Raw genomic sequence first — 15,738 nt, forward strand, 5'->3', positions numbered from 1 at the left:
ATAAATCGTAAATCGTACTTCATAAATCGTAAATCGTACTTCATAAATCGCAAATCGTACTTCATAAATCGTAAATCCCTTTATCCTCTTCTTTTAAATAAATCGTAAATCGTACTTCATAAATCGTAAATCGTACTTCATAACTCGTAAATCCCTTTATCCTCTTCTTTTAAAATATCCCAATAGTTTTTTTACGTAGCTTTCATCAACACGACAATCAATGGTGCCCGCTCCGGCTTTACTAAAACTATCTTTGTAATAGGTTACTTTTTCGTTGTAATATTTACCGTAATTAAGACGTACTTTTTTTGATGATGTGTTAACCAACATGAGTTCGCCCGTTTCTTCATCTTCCATTTGAACGATTCCTAAATTGGGGATCTTTTCTTCACGTTTATCATATACACGAATTCCCGTAACATCGTGTTTTCCCGAAACAATTTTCATGGTTTGATGGTAATCGTCTGCCATAAAATCGGATAGCACAAATACAATGGCTTTCTTTTTCATCACATTTTGCATGAACTTTAACGCCTCTACTAAATTGGTTTGTTTACTTTCTGGATGAAATTCTATCAGTTCGCGAATAATACGAAGCACGTGTGAACGTCCTTTTTTTGGCGGAATATAAAGCTCCACTTTATCTGAAAATAAAATCAACCCAATTTTATCGTTGTTCTGGGTTGCCGAAAACGCCAATGTAGCCGCTATTTCGGTCACTACTTCGTTTTTAAATTGTTCAACAGTACCAAATAATTCAGAACCCGAAACATCCACCATAAGCATCATGGTCAGTTCACGTTCCTCCTCAAAAACTTTTATAAAAGGTTCGCTATAGCGTGCCGTCACATTCCAATCGATATTCCGAACATCATCACCAAACTGATATTGGCGTACTTCACTAAAAGTCATACCACGTCCTTTGAAGGTGGAATGGTATTCGCCTCCAAAAATATGATCGGACAACCGCCGTGTCTTGATCTCAATTTTTCGTACTTTTTTTAGTAATTCTTTAGTATCCATTTTCTAATTTACGATTGTAGATTTTTGATTTACGATTTCTCATACCAACGGAAATCACAAATCGTAATTCGTCATTCTAAAATCTGAAATCCTAGGGTACTTCTATCTCATTAACTATCTTGTTGATGATGTCAACAGATGTTACGTTTTCAGCTTCCGCCTCGTAAGTAATGCCTATTCTGTGTCTTAACACATCATAAACAATGGCACGTACATCTTCTGGAATCACATATCCACGGCGTTTTATAAAGGCGTAACATTTGGCAGCAATGGCTAAATTGATACTTCCACGCGGCGATGCTCCAAACGAAATGAGCGGTTTTAAATCGGCAAGTTTATATTTTTCAGGGTAACGGGTGGCGAAAATAATATCGAGAATGTATTTTTCAATTTTCTCGTCCATATATACTTCACGTACTACTTGTTGTGCTTTTAAAATTTGTGCTACCGAAACTACCGGATTCACTTTGTCCCAAGCACCTTTCATGTTGGCTCTCATAATCAATTGCTCTTCGGCAATTTTCGGGTAGTCAATAACGGTTTTCAGCATAAATCGGTCAACCTGCGCTTCTGGTAATGGATAGGTTCCTTCTTGTTCCACTGGGTTTTGAGTTGCCATTACCAAAAATGGTTTGTCTAAAATAAAGGTTTCATCACCAATGGTTACTTGCTTTTCCTGCATCGCCTCCAGTAAAGCCGATTGTACTTTTGCTGGTGCACGGTTAATCTCATCTGCCAACACAAAATTTGCGAAAATGGGCCCTTTTTTAATAGAAAAATCGCTTAACTTCATGTTATAAATCAAAGTTCCTGTTACATCGGCAGGTAATAAATCGGGGGTGAACTGTATTCTGCTAAAACTCCCGTCCACCGCTTGAGCCAAGGTATTAATGGCCAAGGTTTTTGCAAGTCCTGGAACACCTTCAAGCAATATGTGCCCTTGCCCCAGCAAACCAATCAGCAAACGCTCCACCATGTGCCTTTGCCCCACGATGACCTTGTTCATTTCTAGCATCAGTAAATCAACAAAAGCACTTTCTCTTTCAATTTTCTCGTTAATGGTCTTAATATCAATTGTACCTGTTTCTTCCATCATTTATATTTTTTTATAACGCCCGAATATAGTGAGGTTATTTGAGCAGTGCAAATTGTTAAAATTTTTCTTTTAACGCTGTTAAATATTGGTTAAAATAACCATTGTAAACAGTTAATAATAGGTTAAAAACAACGGTTTTTTAAAAGTATGCCACAAGCTAATCATTATTAAATCAAGTTTAAGTATTTTTATGGATGAATTGAAACTGCTTAATATTAAAAAAAATGACAAAAACCGCCCTAATAACAGGCGCCACCAGCGGCATAGGACATGCTACAGCACATGAGTTTGCAAAACATGGCATCAAGTTGATTTTGTGTGGACGCCGATTGGAACGCCTTCACACCATTCAAAAAGATTTGGAAAAATTGACCGATGTGCACATTTTAAATTTTGATGTGCGTGATAAAGAAGCAACCTTTAAAGCCATAGAAACATTACCGGAAACTTTTAAAACCATCGATATTTTAATAAACAACGCAGGAAACGCGCATGGGTTAGACCCAATAAATGAAGGTAGTATTGACGATTGGGATGCGATGATGGACATTAACGTAAAAGGATTACTATATGTAAGCAAAGCGGTTATCCCACAAATGACTGAACGGCAATCGGGGCATATTATCAATATTGGTTCTTCGGCAGGAAAAGAAGTGTATCCAAAAGGGAATGTATATTGCGGCAGTAAACATGCGGTTTTGGCCATTACCGAAGGCATGCGCATTGATTTAAATCCGTTCGGAATAAAAGTAGGTGCCATAAACCCGGGTTTGGTTGAAACTGAATTTTCCCAAGTACGCTTTAAAGGTGCTGAAATAGCCGATTCGGTTTATAAAGGCTTTAAAGCGTTGCAAGCTGAAGATGTGGCGGAGGTTATCTATTTTGTGGTATCTCGCCCACTGCACGTAAACATTGCTGACATGCTTATTTTTCCAACAGCTCAAGCTAATAGTGTTACAGTAAAGAAAACCTTTTAATTTGATTTTATGGCCAAACCCAAAATGATTAATATTCTTCAAATTTTATGTTTCAGTATCGGTTTTATTTCCTGTAAAAATACGGCTCAAAAAATTGAAGATTCAAGATTCATCAGTTACATTATAAACCCGAAAAATCAAGACTTAAAATTCTATTTGAAGAATAAAGACAACGTTAATTTTTCTTCCTTTCAAAATTTAAAAACTGAACTTGAAAAGGAGAATAAAAAACTTATTTTCGCTACAAATGGTGGCATGTTCAATAGAGAATTTAATCCTCAAGGACTTTATATTGAAAATGGCAAAACAATTTCATTATTAGATACCCTGCAACAGAATTCTGGTAACTTTTATTTACTGCCAAACGGTGTTTTCTATTTGACTAAGGAAGGAAAACCTGTTATATGCAAAACTGAAAAATTTAAAGCTAAGGAAACGATAAAATATGCTACCCAATCTAGTCCTATGTTGGTAATTGGTAATAACATCCATCCAAAATTCACTAAAGGTTCCAAAAACATGAATATACGTAATGGTGTTGGAATTCGCCCTAATGGCAATATCGTTTTTGTTATGTCTAAGGGAAAAATTAATTTTTATGATTTTGCCTTATATTTCAAATCGATTGGTTGTAAAAACGCATTATACCTTGATGGATTTGTATCAAGAACTTATTTGCCTTCCAAAAATTGGATACAGTTGGACGGAGGTTTTGGAGTAATAGTTGCCGAAACGGAAAAATTGAACTAAAAACAATGAGATTTCCGCCTATGCGGGAATGAAAAAGATGATCAACAAACGCCTACTTATAAAACACCTGTTGGCCCACAACGATGAGAACAGTTTTTACGACAAAAAACGCAGGATCGATATTGGTTTTAAAGAAGGAAAAGCGAAGTTTTTAAAACATATTTGTGCGCTTTCAAACAGCAACCCTAAAAACAACTCGTTCATTGTTATTGGCGTTGAAGATGAGGACAACGATATTGTTGGGGTCGATTTTTTTGACGATAGCAAAATCCAAAACCTCATCAATGCCTATTTAACCAATCCGCCCATTGTTCAGTACGAAAACATTCCGTTTCCTCATTTGCCAGACCATAAAGTGGTGGGATTGGTTACTATTAGGCCAACGGGTAAAATAACATCGTTAAGAAAAAATATCTGGAAATATTACGGGGGTTCCGTGTTTTTTAGAGATGGCAGTATGAGTATGCCCAAGGTGTTTGATATTGAAATAAAAGACATCAACTCCAAAATTGTGGAGGCCATTGAAAACAATTCGCAAAACAATATTGAGCACACATTAAACGGCGTTTTCGATTTTATGAAAAACCGAAAGGACTACAACCCGCAATACAAAGTTTTTAAGGAATATTTTGTGGTGTGCTGGTCGGGACAAAAAAAAACAGTTAAAAACGAAGTTTTCTATTCCAGGGTTGATATTGAACTGATTAACGAACAGGTGCGTTTGTTTTTTTCTGCGTTGGATGAGGTTGCTATTTTTATTGATGAAGATTCCTTTAAAATAATTGAATATGTAAATCTCGGATTTCAAAATTCCAATACCTACTATCCATTGGAAGAAACGGTCATTAATTTTGAAAATAATGTTAATTATAACATTGAAACCAAACTTTTATTTGAACCACCCCAGTACGATAAAAAAGTGTTGCACCATATATATAATACGACAAACGCCATTTTAGAAAAGCTAAAGAAAGGACTTCAGTTTACAAAAAATGAAGAACTGGATTTAAAAAATTTACCTTTCACATACTTGATTTGCTATTTGAATTTATTTCATGAAGCCATTGATAAATTGGAAGAAGCCAAACCCTTTTTGAGAGCGCATAATGAAGAATTATACCAACATTATAAAGAATCGATGCGCGTTTTGAGAAAGGTTAAATATAGTTAACAACTTTGTTGAAAAAACTTAACCATAACTTAACTTTAGGCTTTCGCTTCGTGGGAAAAAAAACATATATTTGCACCGCTATTAATCTTTTTAAGATATAAATCCTGTCTCTCTCCCGAGTAATCCCGATCTATCGGGACGGCATTGAGGCAGGGTTTTTTTCTGCGTTCATTTGAAGCACATTAATTAGGCAAACAACAACGGGCCTTATCCCATAAAGTACGTGTGTTTTAAATGAAAGGGCATAAAAAAAGGCGAACAAGTGTTCACCTTTTTTTGCCCCAAATCTACCATGAACTTAACCTACTTATGTTATGGTAAAACTAAGTTATGTGTATTTTAAACAATCTTAATATTTATTAGACAAAATACTGTTTTATCAGATTAAATGCGTTTTTCGTAATATTTGTGATTTATAAAAGATAAAGCAGCAATTAATAGGCGCGTTCTTTATTGCCTTCGTAAAAGTTTATAAATGCACGGTTCACTACCCTGTTTCCACCTACTGTGGGGTAGTTTCCAGTAAAATACCAATCGCCTAAATGTTCTGGACAAGCCTTATGCAAATTTTCAACCGATTGAAAAATAATTTTTACTTCAGCTTCAATGCTATCGTCACTTAAAAGTTCTGCAATCTTATCGGATATTTGTTCATCTGTAAAAGGGTCATAAATTTCCTTAACAAAATTTTGAACATATACATCTTCCAATTCTGTTTGATCGATGCATTTATCATAAACATCTTTCACAATATGGTATTGGTTATTTTCTTTTAACAATGCCAATGCAGCACTAAATGCCACTAAGCTTTCCAGATTTGCCATATCAATGCCATAACAATCTGGGTAGCGTATTTGTGGCGCCGAGGAAACCACAACAATCTTTTTTGGATGTAAGCGGTCAAGCATTCTTAAAATACTCTTTTTTAGCGTAGTACCTCGCACAATACTATCGTCTATGATTACTAAGTTGTCTGTTGGCTTTATCACGCCGTAAGTAACATCGTAAACGTGTGCCACCAGATCATCCCTACTACTATCCTCAGTAATGAAAGTTCTCAGTTTAACATCCTTAATGGCAATTTTCTCAACTCGAATGCGCTCTGATAAAATTTCTGTAACTTTTTCAGCAGATATAGAGCGTTGCCCCGTTAAAATGGCCGCTGTTTTGTTTTTGTTTAAAGCCGCTTCAGCTGTTTCTATCATACCAAAAAATGACGTTTCAGCGGTATTGGGAATATAAGAAAAAACAGTGTTTTTTGTGTCGTTCCCTATAGCCTCCAACACTTTGGGCATCAATAACTTACCAAGCATTTTGCGCTCTTGGTAAATTTCGGCATCACTACCACGCGAGAAATAAATACGTTCAAAGGAACATGCTTTACGCTCCAAAGGTTGTAATATTTTTTTAATGGAGACTTTTCCGGAGTTTTTAGTAATAAGGGCATGTCCGGGCTCCAATTCCTTTACATCTTCAAACTTCACATTAAACACGGTTTGAATAACCGGACGCTCAGATGCTATCACCACAACTTCATCATCTTTATAATAATAAGCTGGTCTGATGCCTGCGGGATCTCTTAGCACAAACGAATCGCCATGACCGATAAGTCCAGCCATGGCATATCCGCCATCCCAATTTTTTGCAGCTCTTCTTAAAATTTTGGCAACGTTTAAACGTTCCGCTATTTGTGGCGAGGCTTCTCTTTTGTTGTAGCCTTCTTTTTTTAGGTCTTTATAAATTTTACTGACGGCATCATCCAAAAAGTGACCGATTTTTTCCATGATGGTAATGGTATCGGTATATTCTTTTGGGTGTTGGCCCAATTCAATAAGGTTCCTGAAAAGCTCTTTAACATTGGTCATGTTAAAATTTCCCGCCATTATTAAATTTCGGTGCATCCAATTGTTCTGCCTTAAAAAAGGATGCACACTCTCAACACTGTTTTTCCCGAAAGTACCGTAACGCACATGCCCCAATAACACTTCGCCTATGTAGGGAATGTTTTTCTTTTGAAGCGCTACATCATCGCTATATTCTGGGTGATCTGCAAACTCTTTATTAACGCGTTCGTTTATTTGGGCAAAAATATCCTGAATGGGTTGTTGGGCTATGGAACGTACCCTGCTAATGTAGCGTTCGCCAGGTTTTGTGTTAAGCTTAATACTTGCAAACCCAGCACCATCTTGACCACGATTGTGCTGTTTTTCCATCATAAGGTACATTTTGTTTACCCCATAAAAAGCACTGCCATATTTTTCTTTATAAAATTCCAGTGGTTTTAAAAGCCGTATAACCGCTATTCCACACTCGTGTTTTAATACATCACTCATTTGTAAATGTTTTCGCTTTGCTCATTGACTTTGTTTCATATCGTTGAATTCGTGGATCTTTGATTTCTCGGAAATGATAAATAGTATTTTAAATTAAAAACGCGCTCTATTTTGAGCGCGCTGGTTTATGCTAATTTTATGTCAAATTGTGTTAATTGTTTAAATTGCAACAATCGTTTATGTACTTCTTCATATTCTAAATTCTCCATGCGTTCTGTACCAAACTTTTCAACACAAAATGATGCTAATGTGGAGCCGAAAATAACAGCGTTCTTCATATTTTCAAAAGAGGTGTCGCCCGTTTTGGCAATATAACCTGCAAATCCGCCTGCAAAGGTATCGCCAGCTCCTGTTGGATCGAACACTTCCTCTAAAGGTAAAGCGGGTGCATAAAACACATGTTCATTATGGAATAGCAAAGCCCCATGTTCTCCTTTTTTAATCACTACATATTTTGGGCCCATTGTGTGTATTTTTCTAGCAGCAACAACCAAGGAATATTCTCCAGTAAGTTGTCTAGCCTCTTCATCGTTTATGGTAATAACGTCCACGCGTTTCATAACGTTATGTAAATCATCTAAAGCAGAGTCCATCCAAAAATTCATAGTATCTAAAATAACCAATTTTGGTTTTTCTCCCATTTGGTCCAACACACTTAGTTGGACGATAGGATGTAAGTTTCCTAACATCACCACATCAGCATCACGATAATTTTCAGGAACTACGGGATTAAAATTGGCGAGTGTATTTAATTCGGTAATCAAAGTATCCCTGGAATTCATATCGTTATGGTAACGACCGCTCCAAAAGAATGTTTTTCCTTCTTTTACAATTTCAATACCAGAAACATCTATGTTTTTATTGGATAGAACATCTAAATATTTTTGTGGGAAATCGCCTCCTACAATAGAAACTGCGGCTACATCGATATTAAAATGGGAAGCAGCTAAACCAATAAAAGTTGCGGCACCACCAAGGATTTTATCGGTTTTACCGAAAGGCGTTTCAATGGCATCAAAAGCTACAGTGCCAACAATTACTAATTTACTCATAAAGAGGTGTGATATTTTTGCTGCAAATATAAGGCTTTTAGCCACTAATACACGAATCTTTTTTTATGAATATTATTCCTCGTTTCCAGAATTAAAATGTCGTAAAAAAGCATTTGGATTGTTCAAAAATGATTTGGTAACCGCATAATGATCTGTGTTTTCAAGTGGTGTTTTTTGCATGCTTTCTTGTGTAATCTCATAAATTGAAGCATTAGGATAAGCTAATAACATGGGCGAATGGGTGGCGATAATAAATTGCGAATTGTGTTGTTGCAGGTGGTTGTTCAAAAAATAAATTAAGGTTAATTGTTTTGCGGGTGATAAAGCTGCCTCGGGTTCGTCCAAAAGATAAATGCCCCGGGTGTTTATCATTTCGTGCATGATATGAAGATAGGCTTCGCCATGTGAAAACGCGTTGAGTTCCTGCCCATAATTTTGGCGCATTTGTTTTAATTGATAATTGGCACTTTCGGTCATTTGTTCAATGATATGTTTTGGAACACTATCGTGTAAATCGCCCATTTGGTCTTGTATTTTTGTGCCTACGCGATGCACACTGTTTAGGTAATCCCCAAAATCTTCAGCCCTAAAAAAGAAACCAACAGACCGTTCTATGTTCCAGGTCAATTCTAAATATGGCAATAGGGTTTTGGCGGCATCAAAACTGCTTTTGGAATAGCTGGAACCGTCCATGTGTGGGAGTTGCAACCTGCAAGCCAAGGTTTCCAAAAGGGTGGATTTTCCAGTGCCATTTTCGCCTACCAAAAAGGTTATTTGGTTAGATAAATCGATGTTTTTGGCGTATTTAATGGCAGGCACATCAAAAGGGAAAGGGTGTGTTCTTTCTGTATTTATATTTAGAGTTGAAAGGTATGGCATTTAAGAAAGTGTAATAAATTGTCTTTCAAATTTAATGAAATATTAGTAATAAAACCCGTATATTTATACAGAGAAAACGATTTTAAAAACGATTTTAGATTATTATAGTGAACTCTTTATTTAATAAGCTTTTTTTGCTTTGTGTATTTTGTGACTTCTTAGTGTATCTCCGTGCTATAGCTGTGGCACAAAGGTTCACAAAACTTTACACAAAGATTCACAAAGATTCTTGAGTTCCTAAAAAGTGTTTGTCTTAATATATTTATAGTATTAAACATGAAATTATGAAAAGCGGAAAAAGAAAAGAGGTGGTTTTAGATAAAGAAATGCTCTCACTTTCAAAAGATTATAAGATAATGATTGATAAATCGATAAACAATCATAATAACGGAAAAACCAATTATACAGCTTGGAGCACCGTTAAAAAAGAACAGTTTAGATAATGGTTTATAAATAACTTATTTCCTCCCAAAATCCGCAGGAATTTCACCCCAAGCTTTGGTTTCCCATTTTACAATAGTTGTGGTATAGGTGTTTGTTTTTAACCAATTTTCAGCCCTATCAACCAATTCAAATAGGGTTTTGTTTTTTGCATGGCGTTCTAACTTGGTGTTGCAGCGTTTCTTTTTTACCCAACTGATGGCCGTTTTGCTGTCGGTGTATAAAATGCGGTCGCTATTGTTTTTTTTAAGCAAGGCTAAACCATGTACTAATGCTAAAAACTCCCCAATATTATTGGTGCCTTCTGCAAAAGGGCCTTGGATAAATAATTGTTTTTTTGTTTTGGTATCAACCCCTCGGTATTCCATAATGCCAGGGTTTCCGCTAGATGCCGCATCTACCGAAATGGAATTATAATTAGGATGCCCAATTTTTCTAAGCTGTTCCAAGGATAATTCACTTTTAAATATGGTCTTTTTGCCTACATAATCAAAATAATTGCCTTTTGAGGCTTCTTTGGCGGCATCAAAACTTTCAAACGATTTGTATTGTGCGCCCTCAAAATTGGTTATTTGCGCTTTACAGTCGTTCCAAGTTTCAAAAACACCTGTTTTGTGGCCTTTCCACACTGTGTAATATTTCTTTTTCTTCTTTGACATATTTTGTCATTCCCTCAAAAGAGGGAATCTTATGAAATTATATTTTATCAGATAACAATTTCTGCACAATTATCGGAAAATGTTCCATCTCCAATTCATGGATTTTTGATGCTACATCTTCCGCTGTATCATTTTTTTCTACCGTACATTTTGCTTGAAAAATAATGGCACCCTCATCATAATGTTCGTTTACATAATGAATGGTTATGCCCGTTTCGGATTCCTTATTTTCCACCACAGCATCATGAACGTACTTGCCATACATCCCTTTCCCTCCAAACTTAGGTAACAATGCGGGATGTATGTTAATAACTTTGTTAGGGTATTCATTCAGGATAAATTCAGGAAATTTCCATAAAAAACCCGCCAAAACAATTAAATCGGGTTTTGAAGCCTTTAAAATATTCAGCACATCCTTGGTTTCGGAGAATGCTATTTTGTTAAAAGATAGCGCGCTCACTTTTAATGTTTTGCAACGGTCTAAAACTTTGGCATGTGGATTGTTTGTAAGCACCTGAACAACAGAAGCATGTTCTCTGTTGTGAAAAAACCTGATTAAATTTTCAGCATTCGTTCCACTTCCGGAAGCAAAAATCACGATACGTTTCATCAGCTCTCTTTTATTTTTAAATTATTGTCTGATGCAATTCGTTATTAAAATTCATAGAATGACTAGTAAATTTTCAGCCTCATTTCATTTTACAGACAAGAATGTTTAATTATTTGAACAAAAAAAAGAATAATTATTAACAATTAAGAGTTAAATTTGAAATACTTAAAAGTAATTTTAGTAAATTACCAATACATTTTTAACAGAATAGCAAATTATAAAATAAAGTTTTTTATTTTTGCGACTTAATTAAAACCTTAAATTAAATATTATGTCAGACATTGCATCAAGAGTAAAAGCGATTATCGTGGACAAATTAGGAGTTGATGAGAACGAAGTTGTAACTGAAGCGAGCTTCACAAACGATTTAGGAGCAGACTCTTTAGACACTGTAGAATTAATAATGGAATTTGAAAAAGAGTTCGATATTCAAATTCCAGACGATCAAGCTGAAAATATTGCTACAGTTGGTCAAGCTATCTCTTATATAGAAGCAGCAAAATAAGCAAAAACACTTTATGGAATTAAAGCGAGTTGTAGTCACGGGTTTAGGGGCTTTAACACCTATTGGCAATACCAAAGATGAATATTGGGAAGGCTTGATAAGTGGAAAAAGTGGTGCTGCGCCTATAACATATTACGATACCGAGAAGTTTAAAACCAAGTTTGCCTGCGAACTGAAAAACTTCAATGCGACCGACTTTATAGACCGAAAGCTTGCAAGTAGAATGGATAAATTTACGCAATATGCCATGGTAGCAGCCGATGAAGCCATAGCAGATGCTAAATTGGATTTGGATTCCATGAATAAATTGCGGGTTGGCGTTATCTGGGGAGCAGGTATTGGAGGGCTCGAAACCTTTCAGGAAGAAGTTTTAAACTTTGCCAAAGGTGATGGAACCCCAAGATTCAATCCGTTCTTTATTCCTAAAATGATTGCCGATATTGCTCCCGGAAATATTTCCATTAAATATGGATTTATGGGGCCTAATTACACAACGGTTTCTGCATGTGCTTCTTCCGCCAACGCTATGTTCGACGCGCTGAACTCTATTCGTTTAGGGCATTGCGACGTCGTGGTAACCGGTGGAAGTGAAGCAGCGGTAACTATTGCTGGTATGGGTGGTTTTAATGCGATGCATGCTTTATCAACAAGAAACGAAAGTCCAGAAACAGCGTCGAGACCATTTGACGCTACCAGGGATGGTTTTGTACTTGGGGAAGGGGCTGGCGCACTCGTTTTAGAAGAATATGAGTACGCAAAAGCTAGAGGAGCAAAAATTTATGCTGAGTTTATTGGCGGTGGCCTATCATCTGATGCTTACCACATGACGGCGCCGCATCCAGAAGGAAAAGGTGTTGTTGTAGTTATGAAAAATTGTTTGGAAAATGCCGGCCTAAAACCAGAAGATGTGGACCATATCAATACACATGGAACTTCTACGCCATTAGGCGATGTGGCAGAATTAAAGGCAATTTCAGAAGTATTTGGTAGTCATGCCAAAAAGATAAATATTAATTCGACCAAATCAATGACCGGGCACTTATTAGGTGCGGCAGGTGCTATTGAAGCTATTTCGGTTATTTTGGCAATGGAACATGGTATTGTTCCGCCAACCATTAACCATACAACAGCAGATGAAAACATTGATCCTGAATTAAATTTGACTTTAAACAAGGCTCAAAAGCGCAATATTAAAGTAGGAATGAGTAATACATTTGGATTTGGCGGACATAACGCTTGTGTATTATTCAAAAAACTAGACTGAATCCCGAATGAGAAACATTCGTAACATATTGAATTCCCGTTTTAAACGCAACGGGAATTTTTTTATGGAAGTAACCAAGATCCTTGATTTTAAACCCAAGAGCATTCATTTCTACAAGAAAGCCTTTACACATCGTTCCATGAACATAAAAGATAATAAAGGAAATGCTATTAACTATGAACGCTTGGAGTTTTTAGGCGATGCCATGTTAAGTGCTGTTATTGCTTCCCATCTTTATCTTGAAGTACCCACGGGCGATGAGGGTTATTTAACCAAAATGCGCTCTAAAGTGGTAAGCAGGGAGCATCTTAACGAACTTGGGAAAGATTTGAATTTAATCGGTTTGGTTGAAAGCAAAATACCTCATGGACAGTTTGGAGACAACATACATGGTAATTTATTTGAAGCTTTAGTAGGCGCCATTTTTTTAGACAAAGGCTATAAATACTGCGAAAAATTTATTTATAAACGTGTTATAACACCTTATGTAGATATAGAAACCTTAGAAGGGAAAGTAATAAGCTATAAAAGTTTATTGATAGAGTGGTGCCAAAAAGAGAAAAGAACATTTGGCTATAATGTTTATGAAGATACTGGAAATGATGAGGTTAGGCATTTTTCAGTAAAGCTATCCATAGATGATAAGGTTGTTGCCAAAGCAAGAGCGACTTCAAAGAAAAAGGCCGAGGAAAAAGCTTCAAAGCGAGCGTTTTTTGTGTTCCAGAACAAAATGTCAAGAATGGTATAAATCATTTTGACGACAAAAATTAACTACAACGTTTTAGTTGCTTAACCTGTTAAGATTCGCCTAACTTTTTACAATAGAAAGTTTTTAATATTATATTTACGGCAATTAATATAATTTATGGCGGTACACAAACTCATTATGGACGTTGCATTTGATGAAGAGGTTTGCACTTTAATAGCGATACATTGTACCATTGAAGATTATCGCTTAGCATATCTTATCAATAAACATTTGGGCATTGGCCTAACCCGAAAAGCTTCGGATTTGGATTATAGCGAAGGAAAAACTTCGTATTCAATTTATGAATGGGAAGATGTTGCACAACTTACAACGTGGAGTTTAGTCTCAAATATTTGTAAAACAGATAGTATTCAACACGTAAATTATAAATCATTGTTTGATTCACAAGAAAAAATAACCAAAACAACCTATTTAATACCAGAATATAAGGCTGTTAACTATTTTTTAAAGATAGATAACGAGTTCAATTTAAGTAAAGAAACGCATATTTTAAATCGTATAAATAAAATTGCGCAAGTTGCCACAGCCTTTAGTATTGATATCGATCAATTAAAATCAAAAGACAATTTAATTTTTAGCTAATGCCATTAAGAAAAAAAACCAAGATAGTAGCGACCCTAGGACCCGCTACAAGCACCAAGGAAGTTTTAAAAGGAATGCTTGAAGAAGGCTGTAATGTTTTTAGAATCAACTTTTCGCATGCCGATTATAAAGATGTAACAGAGCGTATTAAAATGATACGCGAGCTAAATGATGAATTTGGGTTTACTGCCGCTATATTGGCAGATTTACAAGGGCCAAAATTACGCGTAGGTGTCATGAACGATGACGTTTTTGTAAACCCTGGCGATGAAATAATATTTGCAACTGGCGAACGTTTTGTAGGCACGAAAGATCGTGTTTACATGACCTACGATAAGTTTCCACAAGATGCGAAACCAGGTGAGCGTATTCTTTTGGATGATGGTAAATTACTTTTTGAAGTGGTTTCAACCAATAAAATAAATGAAGTAAAAGCAAAAGTGGTTCAAGGCGGTCCCTTAAAATCGAAAAAAGGGGTAAACCTTCCCAATACCAATATTTCACAACCAGCATTGACCGAAAAGGATATTGAAGACGCCATTTTCGCCATAGGTCAAGATGTGGATTGGATAGCCTTGTCGTTTGTTCGCCATGCTGAAGATTTAATGCAGTTGCGCGATTTGATTGAGAAACATACCGAACACAAAATACCCATTATAGCTAAAATTGAAAAACCGGAAGCGGTAACAAACATCGATAAAATTGTGGCGCATTGCGATGGTATTATGGTAGCGCGTGGCGACTTGGGTGTGGAAGTTCCAGCAGAAGAAGTGCCACTTATCCAAAAACAATTAGTACTTAGAGCCAAAAAAGCTAGGATTCCAGTCATTATAGCGACCCAAATGATGGAAACCATGATTTCTAGTTTAACACCAACCAGAGCAGAAGTAAACGACGTGGCAAATTCCGTTATGGATGGGGCTGATGCCGTTATGCTATCTGGCGAAACATCGGTAGGCTTGTATCCCGTTCAGGTTATCAAGCAAATGGCAAACATATTAATGAGTGTAGAAAACTCTTCTTTAATTAAAGTGCCACAATTGCCTCCACACATACGTACCAATCGTTACATCACAAAATCTATATGTTACCATGCCGCCACCATGGCAAACGAGATTCCTGCCAAAGCCATTTCAACGTTAACAAATAGTGGTTATACAGCGTTTCAAATTTCAGCTTGGAGACCTTTATGCCATATTTTGGTTTTTACATCAAACAAGCGTATCCTAACCCGATTGAGTTTGCTTTGGGGAGTGCGTGCTTTTTATTATGATAAGTTTGTTAGTACCGACGAAACCATTGAGGATGTAAATGCCATCGCCTGTAAAATGGGGTATTTGGAAGAAGGCGATATGCTAATTAGTTTAGCGGCCATGCCTATTCAAGACAAAGGAATGGTAAACACGCTGCGTGTTACTGAAATTACTACTAATTGTAAGTTTTAAATACTGTTTTGGGCGTACTTAATTTTAAAAGCCATCTTTCAAAAATGGCTAAAAAAAGCCCCTGTACCGAAAACAGAAGCTTAAATAATGGATTCTTATTAAAAAACTACACTAAATTATTAGCAATTAAATATTCGCCAATTTGGATGGCATTAGTGGCTGCACCTTTGCGTAAATTATCG

Annotated in this window: 16 protein-coding genes; 9 read left to right on the top strand and 7 right to left on the bottom strand. The window is 36.2% G+C overall.

Annotated features, from left to right (window positions below):
* Window positions 1–156 precede the first annotated feature (156 nt).
* Window positions 157–1,023, bottom strand: a complete 867-nt coding sequence (locus ACU1LP_RS17690; RefSeq protein WP_445734346.1) for a DUF58 domain-containing protein — start codon at window positions 1,021–1,023, stop codon at window positions 157–159.
* A gap of 91 nt (window positions 1,024–1,114) precedes the next feature.
* Window positions 1,115–2,116: an AAA family ATPase gene (locus tag ACU1LP_RS17695; protein WP_445734347.1), complete on the bottom strand. Its 1,002-nt coding sequence runs from the start codon at window positions 2,114–2,116 to the stop codon at window positions 1,115–1,117.
* A 227-nt stretch (window positions 2,117–2,343) separates the two neighbouring features.
* Here ACU1LP_RS17695 and ACU1LP_RS17700 point away from each other — a divergent pair, with 227 nt between their 5' ends.
* From ACU1LP_RS17700 to ACU1LP_RS17710, 3 genes are read left to right on the top strand one after another with little or no spacing between them, the layout of a single operon-like run.
* Complete coding sequence (locus tag ACU1LP_RS17700; RefSeq protein ID WP_445734345.1) at window positions 2,344–3,096, top strand: SDR family NAD(P)-dependent oxidoreductase; 753 nt, start codon at window positions 2,344–2,346, stop codon at window positions 3,094–3,096.
* A 9-nt stretch (window positions 3,097–3,105) separates the two neighbouring features.
* On the top strand, window positions 3,106–3,846 hold the full coding sequence (locus ACU1LP_RS17705) for a phosphodiester glycosidase family protein (RefSeq protein ID WP_445734344.1): 741 nt from the start codon (window positions 3,106–3,108) through the stop codon (window positions 3,844–3,846).
* Between the two features lie 37 nt (window positions 3,847–3,883).
* On the top strand, window positions 3,884–5,017 hold the full coding sequence (locus ACU1LP_RS17710; RefSeq protein WP_445736944.1) for an ATP-binding protein: 1,134 nt from the start codon (window positions 3,884–3,886) through the stop codon (window positions 5,015–5,017).
* A 434-nt stretch (window positions 5,018–5,451) separates the two neighbouring features.
* On the opposite strand, the gene ACU1LP_RS17715 is transcribed toward ACU1LP_RS17710, so the two are convergent.
* The 3 genes from ACU1LP_RS17715 to ACU1LP_RS17725 all read right to left on the bottom strand — a co-directional run bounded on the left by ACU1LP_RS17715 (window position 5,452) and on the right by ACU1LP_RS17725 (window position 9,281).
* Window positions 5,452–7,350 carry an amidophosphoribosyltransferase gene (locus ACU1LP_RS17715; RefSeq protein ID WP_445736934.1) on the bottom strand — a complete coding sequence of 633 codons (1,899 nt, stop codon included), beginning with the start codon at window positions 7,348–7,350 and terminating at the stop codon, window positions 5,452–5,454.
* Between the two features lie 125 nt (window positions 7,351–7,475).
* Window positions 7,476–8,402: a PfkB family carbohydrate kinase gene (locus ACU1LP_RS17720; protein ID WP_445736935.1), complete on the bottom strand. Its 927-nt coding sequence runs from the start codon at window positions 8,400–8,402 to the stop codon at window positions 7,476–7,478.
* A 72-nt stretch (window positions 8,403–8,474) separates the two neighbouring features.
* Entirely contained in the window at window positions 8,475–9,281 is an 807-nt protein-coding gene (locus ACU1LP_RS17725; protein ID WP_445736936.1) for an AAA family ATPase, read from the bottom strand.
* A 284-nt stretch (window positions 9,282–9,565) separates the two neighbouring features.
* Here ACU1LP_RS17725 and ACU1LP_RS17730 point away from each other — a divergent pair, with 284 nt between their 5' ends.
* Window positions 9,566–9,724: a hypothetical protein gene (locus ACU1LP_RS17730; protein WP_445736937.1), complete on the top strand. Its 159-nt coding sequence runs from the start codon at window positions 9,566–9,568 to the stop codon at window positions 9,722–9,724.
* Between the two features lie 15 nt (window positions 9,725–9,739).
* On the opposite strand, the gene ACU1LP_RS17735 is transcribed toward ACU1LP_RS17730, so the two are convergent.
* Window positions 9,740–10,381: a ribonuclease H1 domain-containing protein gene (locus tag ACU1LP_RS17735; RefSeq protein WP_445736938.1), complete on the bottom strand. Its 642-nt coding sequence runs from the start codon at window positions 10,379–10,381 to the stop codon at window positions 9,740–9,742.
* Between the two features lie 37 nt (window positions 10,382–10,418).
* Window positions 10,419–10,991 (bottom strand): phosphoribosylglycinamide formyltransferase, encoded by a 573-nt coding sequence (purN, locus tag ACU1LP_RS17740; protein ID WP_445736939.1) that lies wholly within the window; start codon window positions 10,989–10,991, stop codon window positions 10,419–10,421.
* 271 nt (window positions 10,992–11,262) lie between these two features.
* Here purN and ACU1LP_RS17745 point away from each other — a divergent pair, with 271 nt between their 5' ends.
* The 5 genes from ACU1LP_RS17745 (at window position 11,263) to pyk (ending at window position 15,556) form a co-directional block, all read left to right on the top strand.
* Window positions 11,263–11,496 (top strand): acyl carrier protein, encoded by a 234-nt coding sequence (locus ACU1LP_RS17745; RefSeq protein ID WP_007647141.1) that lies wholly within the window; start codon window positions 11,263–11,265, stop codon window positions 11,494–11,496.
* Window positions 11,497–11,509: 13 nt separating this feature from the next.
* Window positions 11,510–12,760: a beta-ketoacyl-ACP synthase II gene (fabF, locus tag ACU1LP_RS17750; RefSeq protein ID WP_445736940.1), complete on the top strand. Its 1,251-nt coding sequence runs from the start codon at window positions 11,510–11,512 to the stop codon at window positions 12,758–12,760.
* A 7-nt stretch (window positions 12,761–12,767) separates the two neighbouring features.
* A complete protein-coding gene (rnc, locus tag ACU1LP_RS17755; RefSeq protein ID WP_445736941.1) occupies window positions 12,768–13,508 on the top strand; it encodes a ribonuclease III in 741 nt (246 codons plus the stop codon).
* A 117-nt stretch (window positions 13,509–13,625) separates the two neighbouring features.
* The gene (locus tag ACU1LP_RS17760; protein ID WP_445736942.1) at window positions 13,626–14,111 is read left to right on the top strand and encodes an IPExxxVDY family protein; all 486 of its coding nucleotides are present in this window, start codon (window positions 13,626–13,628) and stop codon (window positions 14,109–14,111) included.
* Complete coding sequence (pyk, locus tag ACU1LP_RS17765) at window positions 14,111–15,556, top strand: pyruvate kinase (protein ID WP_445736943.1); 1,446 nt, start codon at window positions 14,111–14,113, stop codon at window positions 15,554–15,556. The genes ACU1LP_RS17760 and pyk overlap by 1 nt, the downstream gene beginning before the upstream one ends.
* Window positions 15,557–15,738 lie beyond the last annotated feature (182 nt).

The organism is Mariniflexile sp. (assembly GCF_052728615.1).

What these genes read in the sequence shown, in the direction of transcription:
- ACU1LP_RS17690 (WP_445734346.1), bottom strand. Translation starts at nt 1,023, where the DNA reads ATGGATACTAAAGAATTACTAAAAAAAGTACGAAAAATTGAGATCAAG.
- ACU1LP_RS17695 (WP_445734347.1), bottom strand. Translation starts at nt 2,116, where the DNA reads ATGGAAGAAACAGGTACAATTGATATTAAGACCATTAACGAGAAAATT.
- ACU1LP_RS17700 (WP_445734345.1), top strand. Translation starts at nt 2,344, where the DNA reads ATGACAAAAACCGCCCTAATAACAGGCGCCACCAGCGGCATAGGACAT.
- ACU1LP_RS17705 (WP_445734344.1), top strand. Translation starts at nt 3,106, where the DNA reads ATGGCCAAACCCAAAATGATTAATATTCTTCAAATTTTATGTTTCAGT.
- ACU1LP_RS17710 (WP_445736944.1), top strand. Translation starts at nt 3,884, where the DNA reads ATGATCAACAAACGCCTACTTATAAAACACCTGTTGGCCCACAACGAT.
- ACU1LP_RS17715 (WP_445736934.1), bottom strand. Translation starts at nt 7,350, where the DNA reads ATGAGTGATGTATTAAAACACGAGTGTGGAATAGCGGTTATACGGCTT.
- ACU1LP_RS17720 (WP_445736935.1), bottom strand. Translation starts at nt 8,402, where the DNA reads ATGAGTAAATTAGTAATTGTTGGCACTGTAGCTTTTGATGCCATTGAA.
- ACU1LP_RS17725 (WP_445736936.1), bottom strand. Translation starts at nt 9,281, where the DNA reads ATGCCATACCTTTCAACTCTAAATATAAATACAGAAAGAACACACCCT.
- ACU1LP_RS17730 (WP_445736937.1), top strand. Translation starts at nt 9,566, where the DNA reads ATGAAAAGCGGAAAAAGAAAAGAGGTGGTTTTAGATAAAGAAATGCTC.
- ACU1LP_RS17735 (WP_445736938.1), bottom strand. Translation starts at nt 10,381, where the DNA reads ATGTCAAAGAAGAAAAAGAAATATTACACAGTGTGGAAAGGCCACAAA.
- purN (WP_445736939.1), bottom strand. Translation starts at nt 10,991, where the DNA reads ATGAAACGTATCGTGATTTTTGCTTCCGGAAGTGGAACGAATGCTGAA.
- ACU1LP_RS17745 (WP_007647141.1), top strand. Translation starts at nt 11,263, where the DNA reads ATGTCAGACATTGCATCAAGAGTAAAAGCGATTATCGTGGACAAATTA.
- fabF (WP_445736940.1), top strand. Translation starts at nt 11,510, where the DNA reads ATGGAATTAAAGCGAGTTGTAGTCACGGGTTTAGGGGCTTTAACACCT.
- rnc (WP_445736941.1), top strand. Translation starts at nt 12,768, where the DNA reads ATGAGAAACATTCGTAACATATTGAATTCCCGTTTTAAACGCAACGGG.
- ACU1LP_RS17760 (WP_445736942.1), top strand. Translation starts at nt 13,626, where the DNA reads ATGGCGGTACACAAACTCATTATGGACGTTGCATTTGATGAAGAGGTT.
- pyk (WP_445736943.1), top strand. Translation starts at nt 14,111, where the DNA reads ATGCCATTAAGAAAAAAAACCAAGATAGTAGCGACCCTAGGACCCGCT.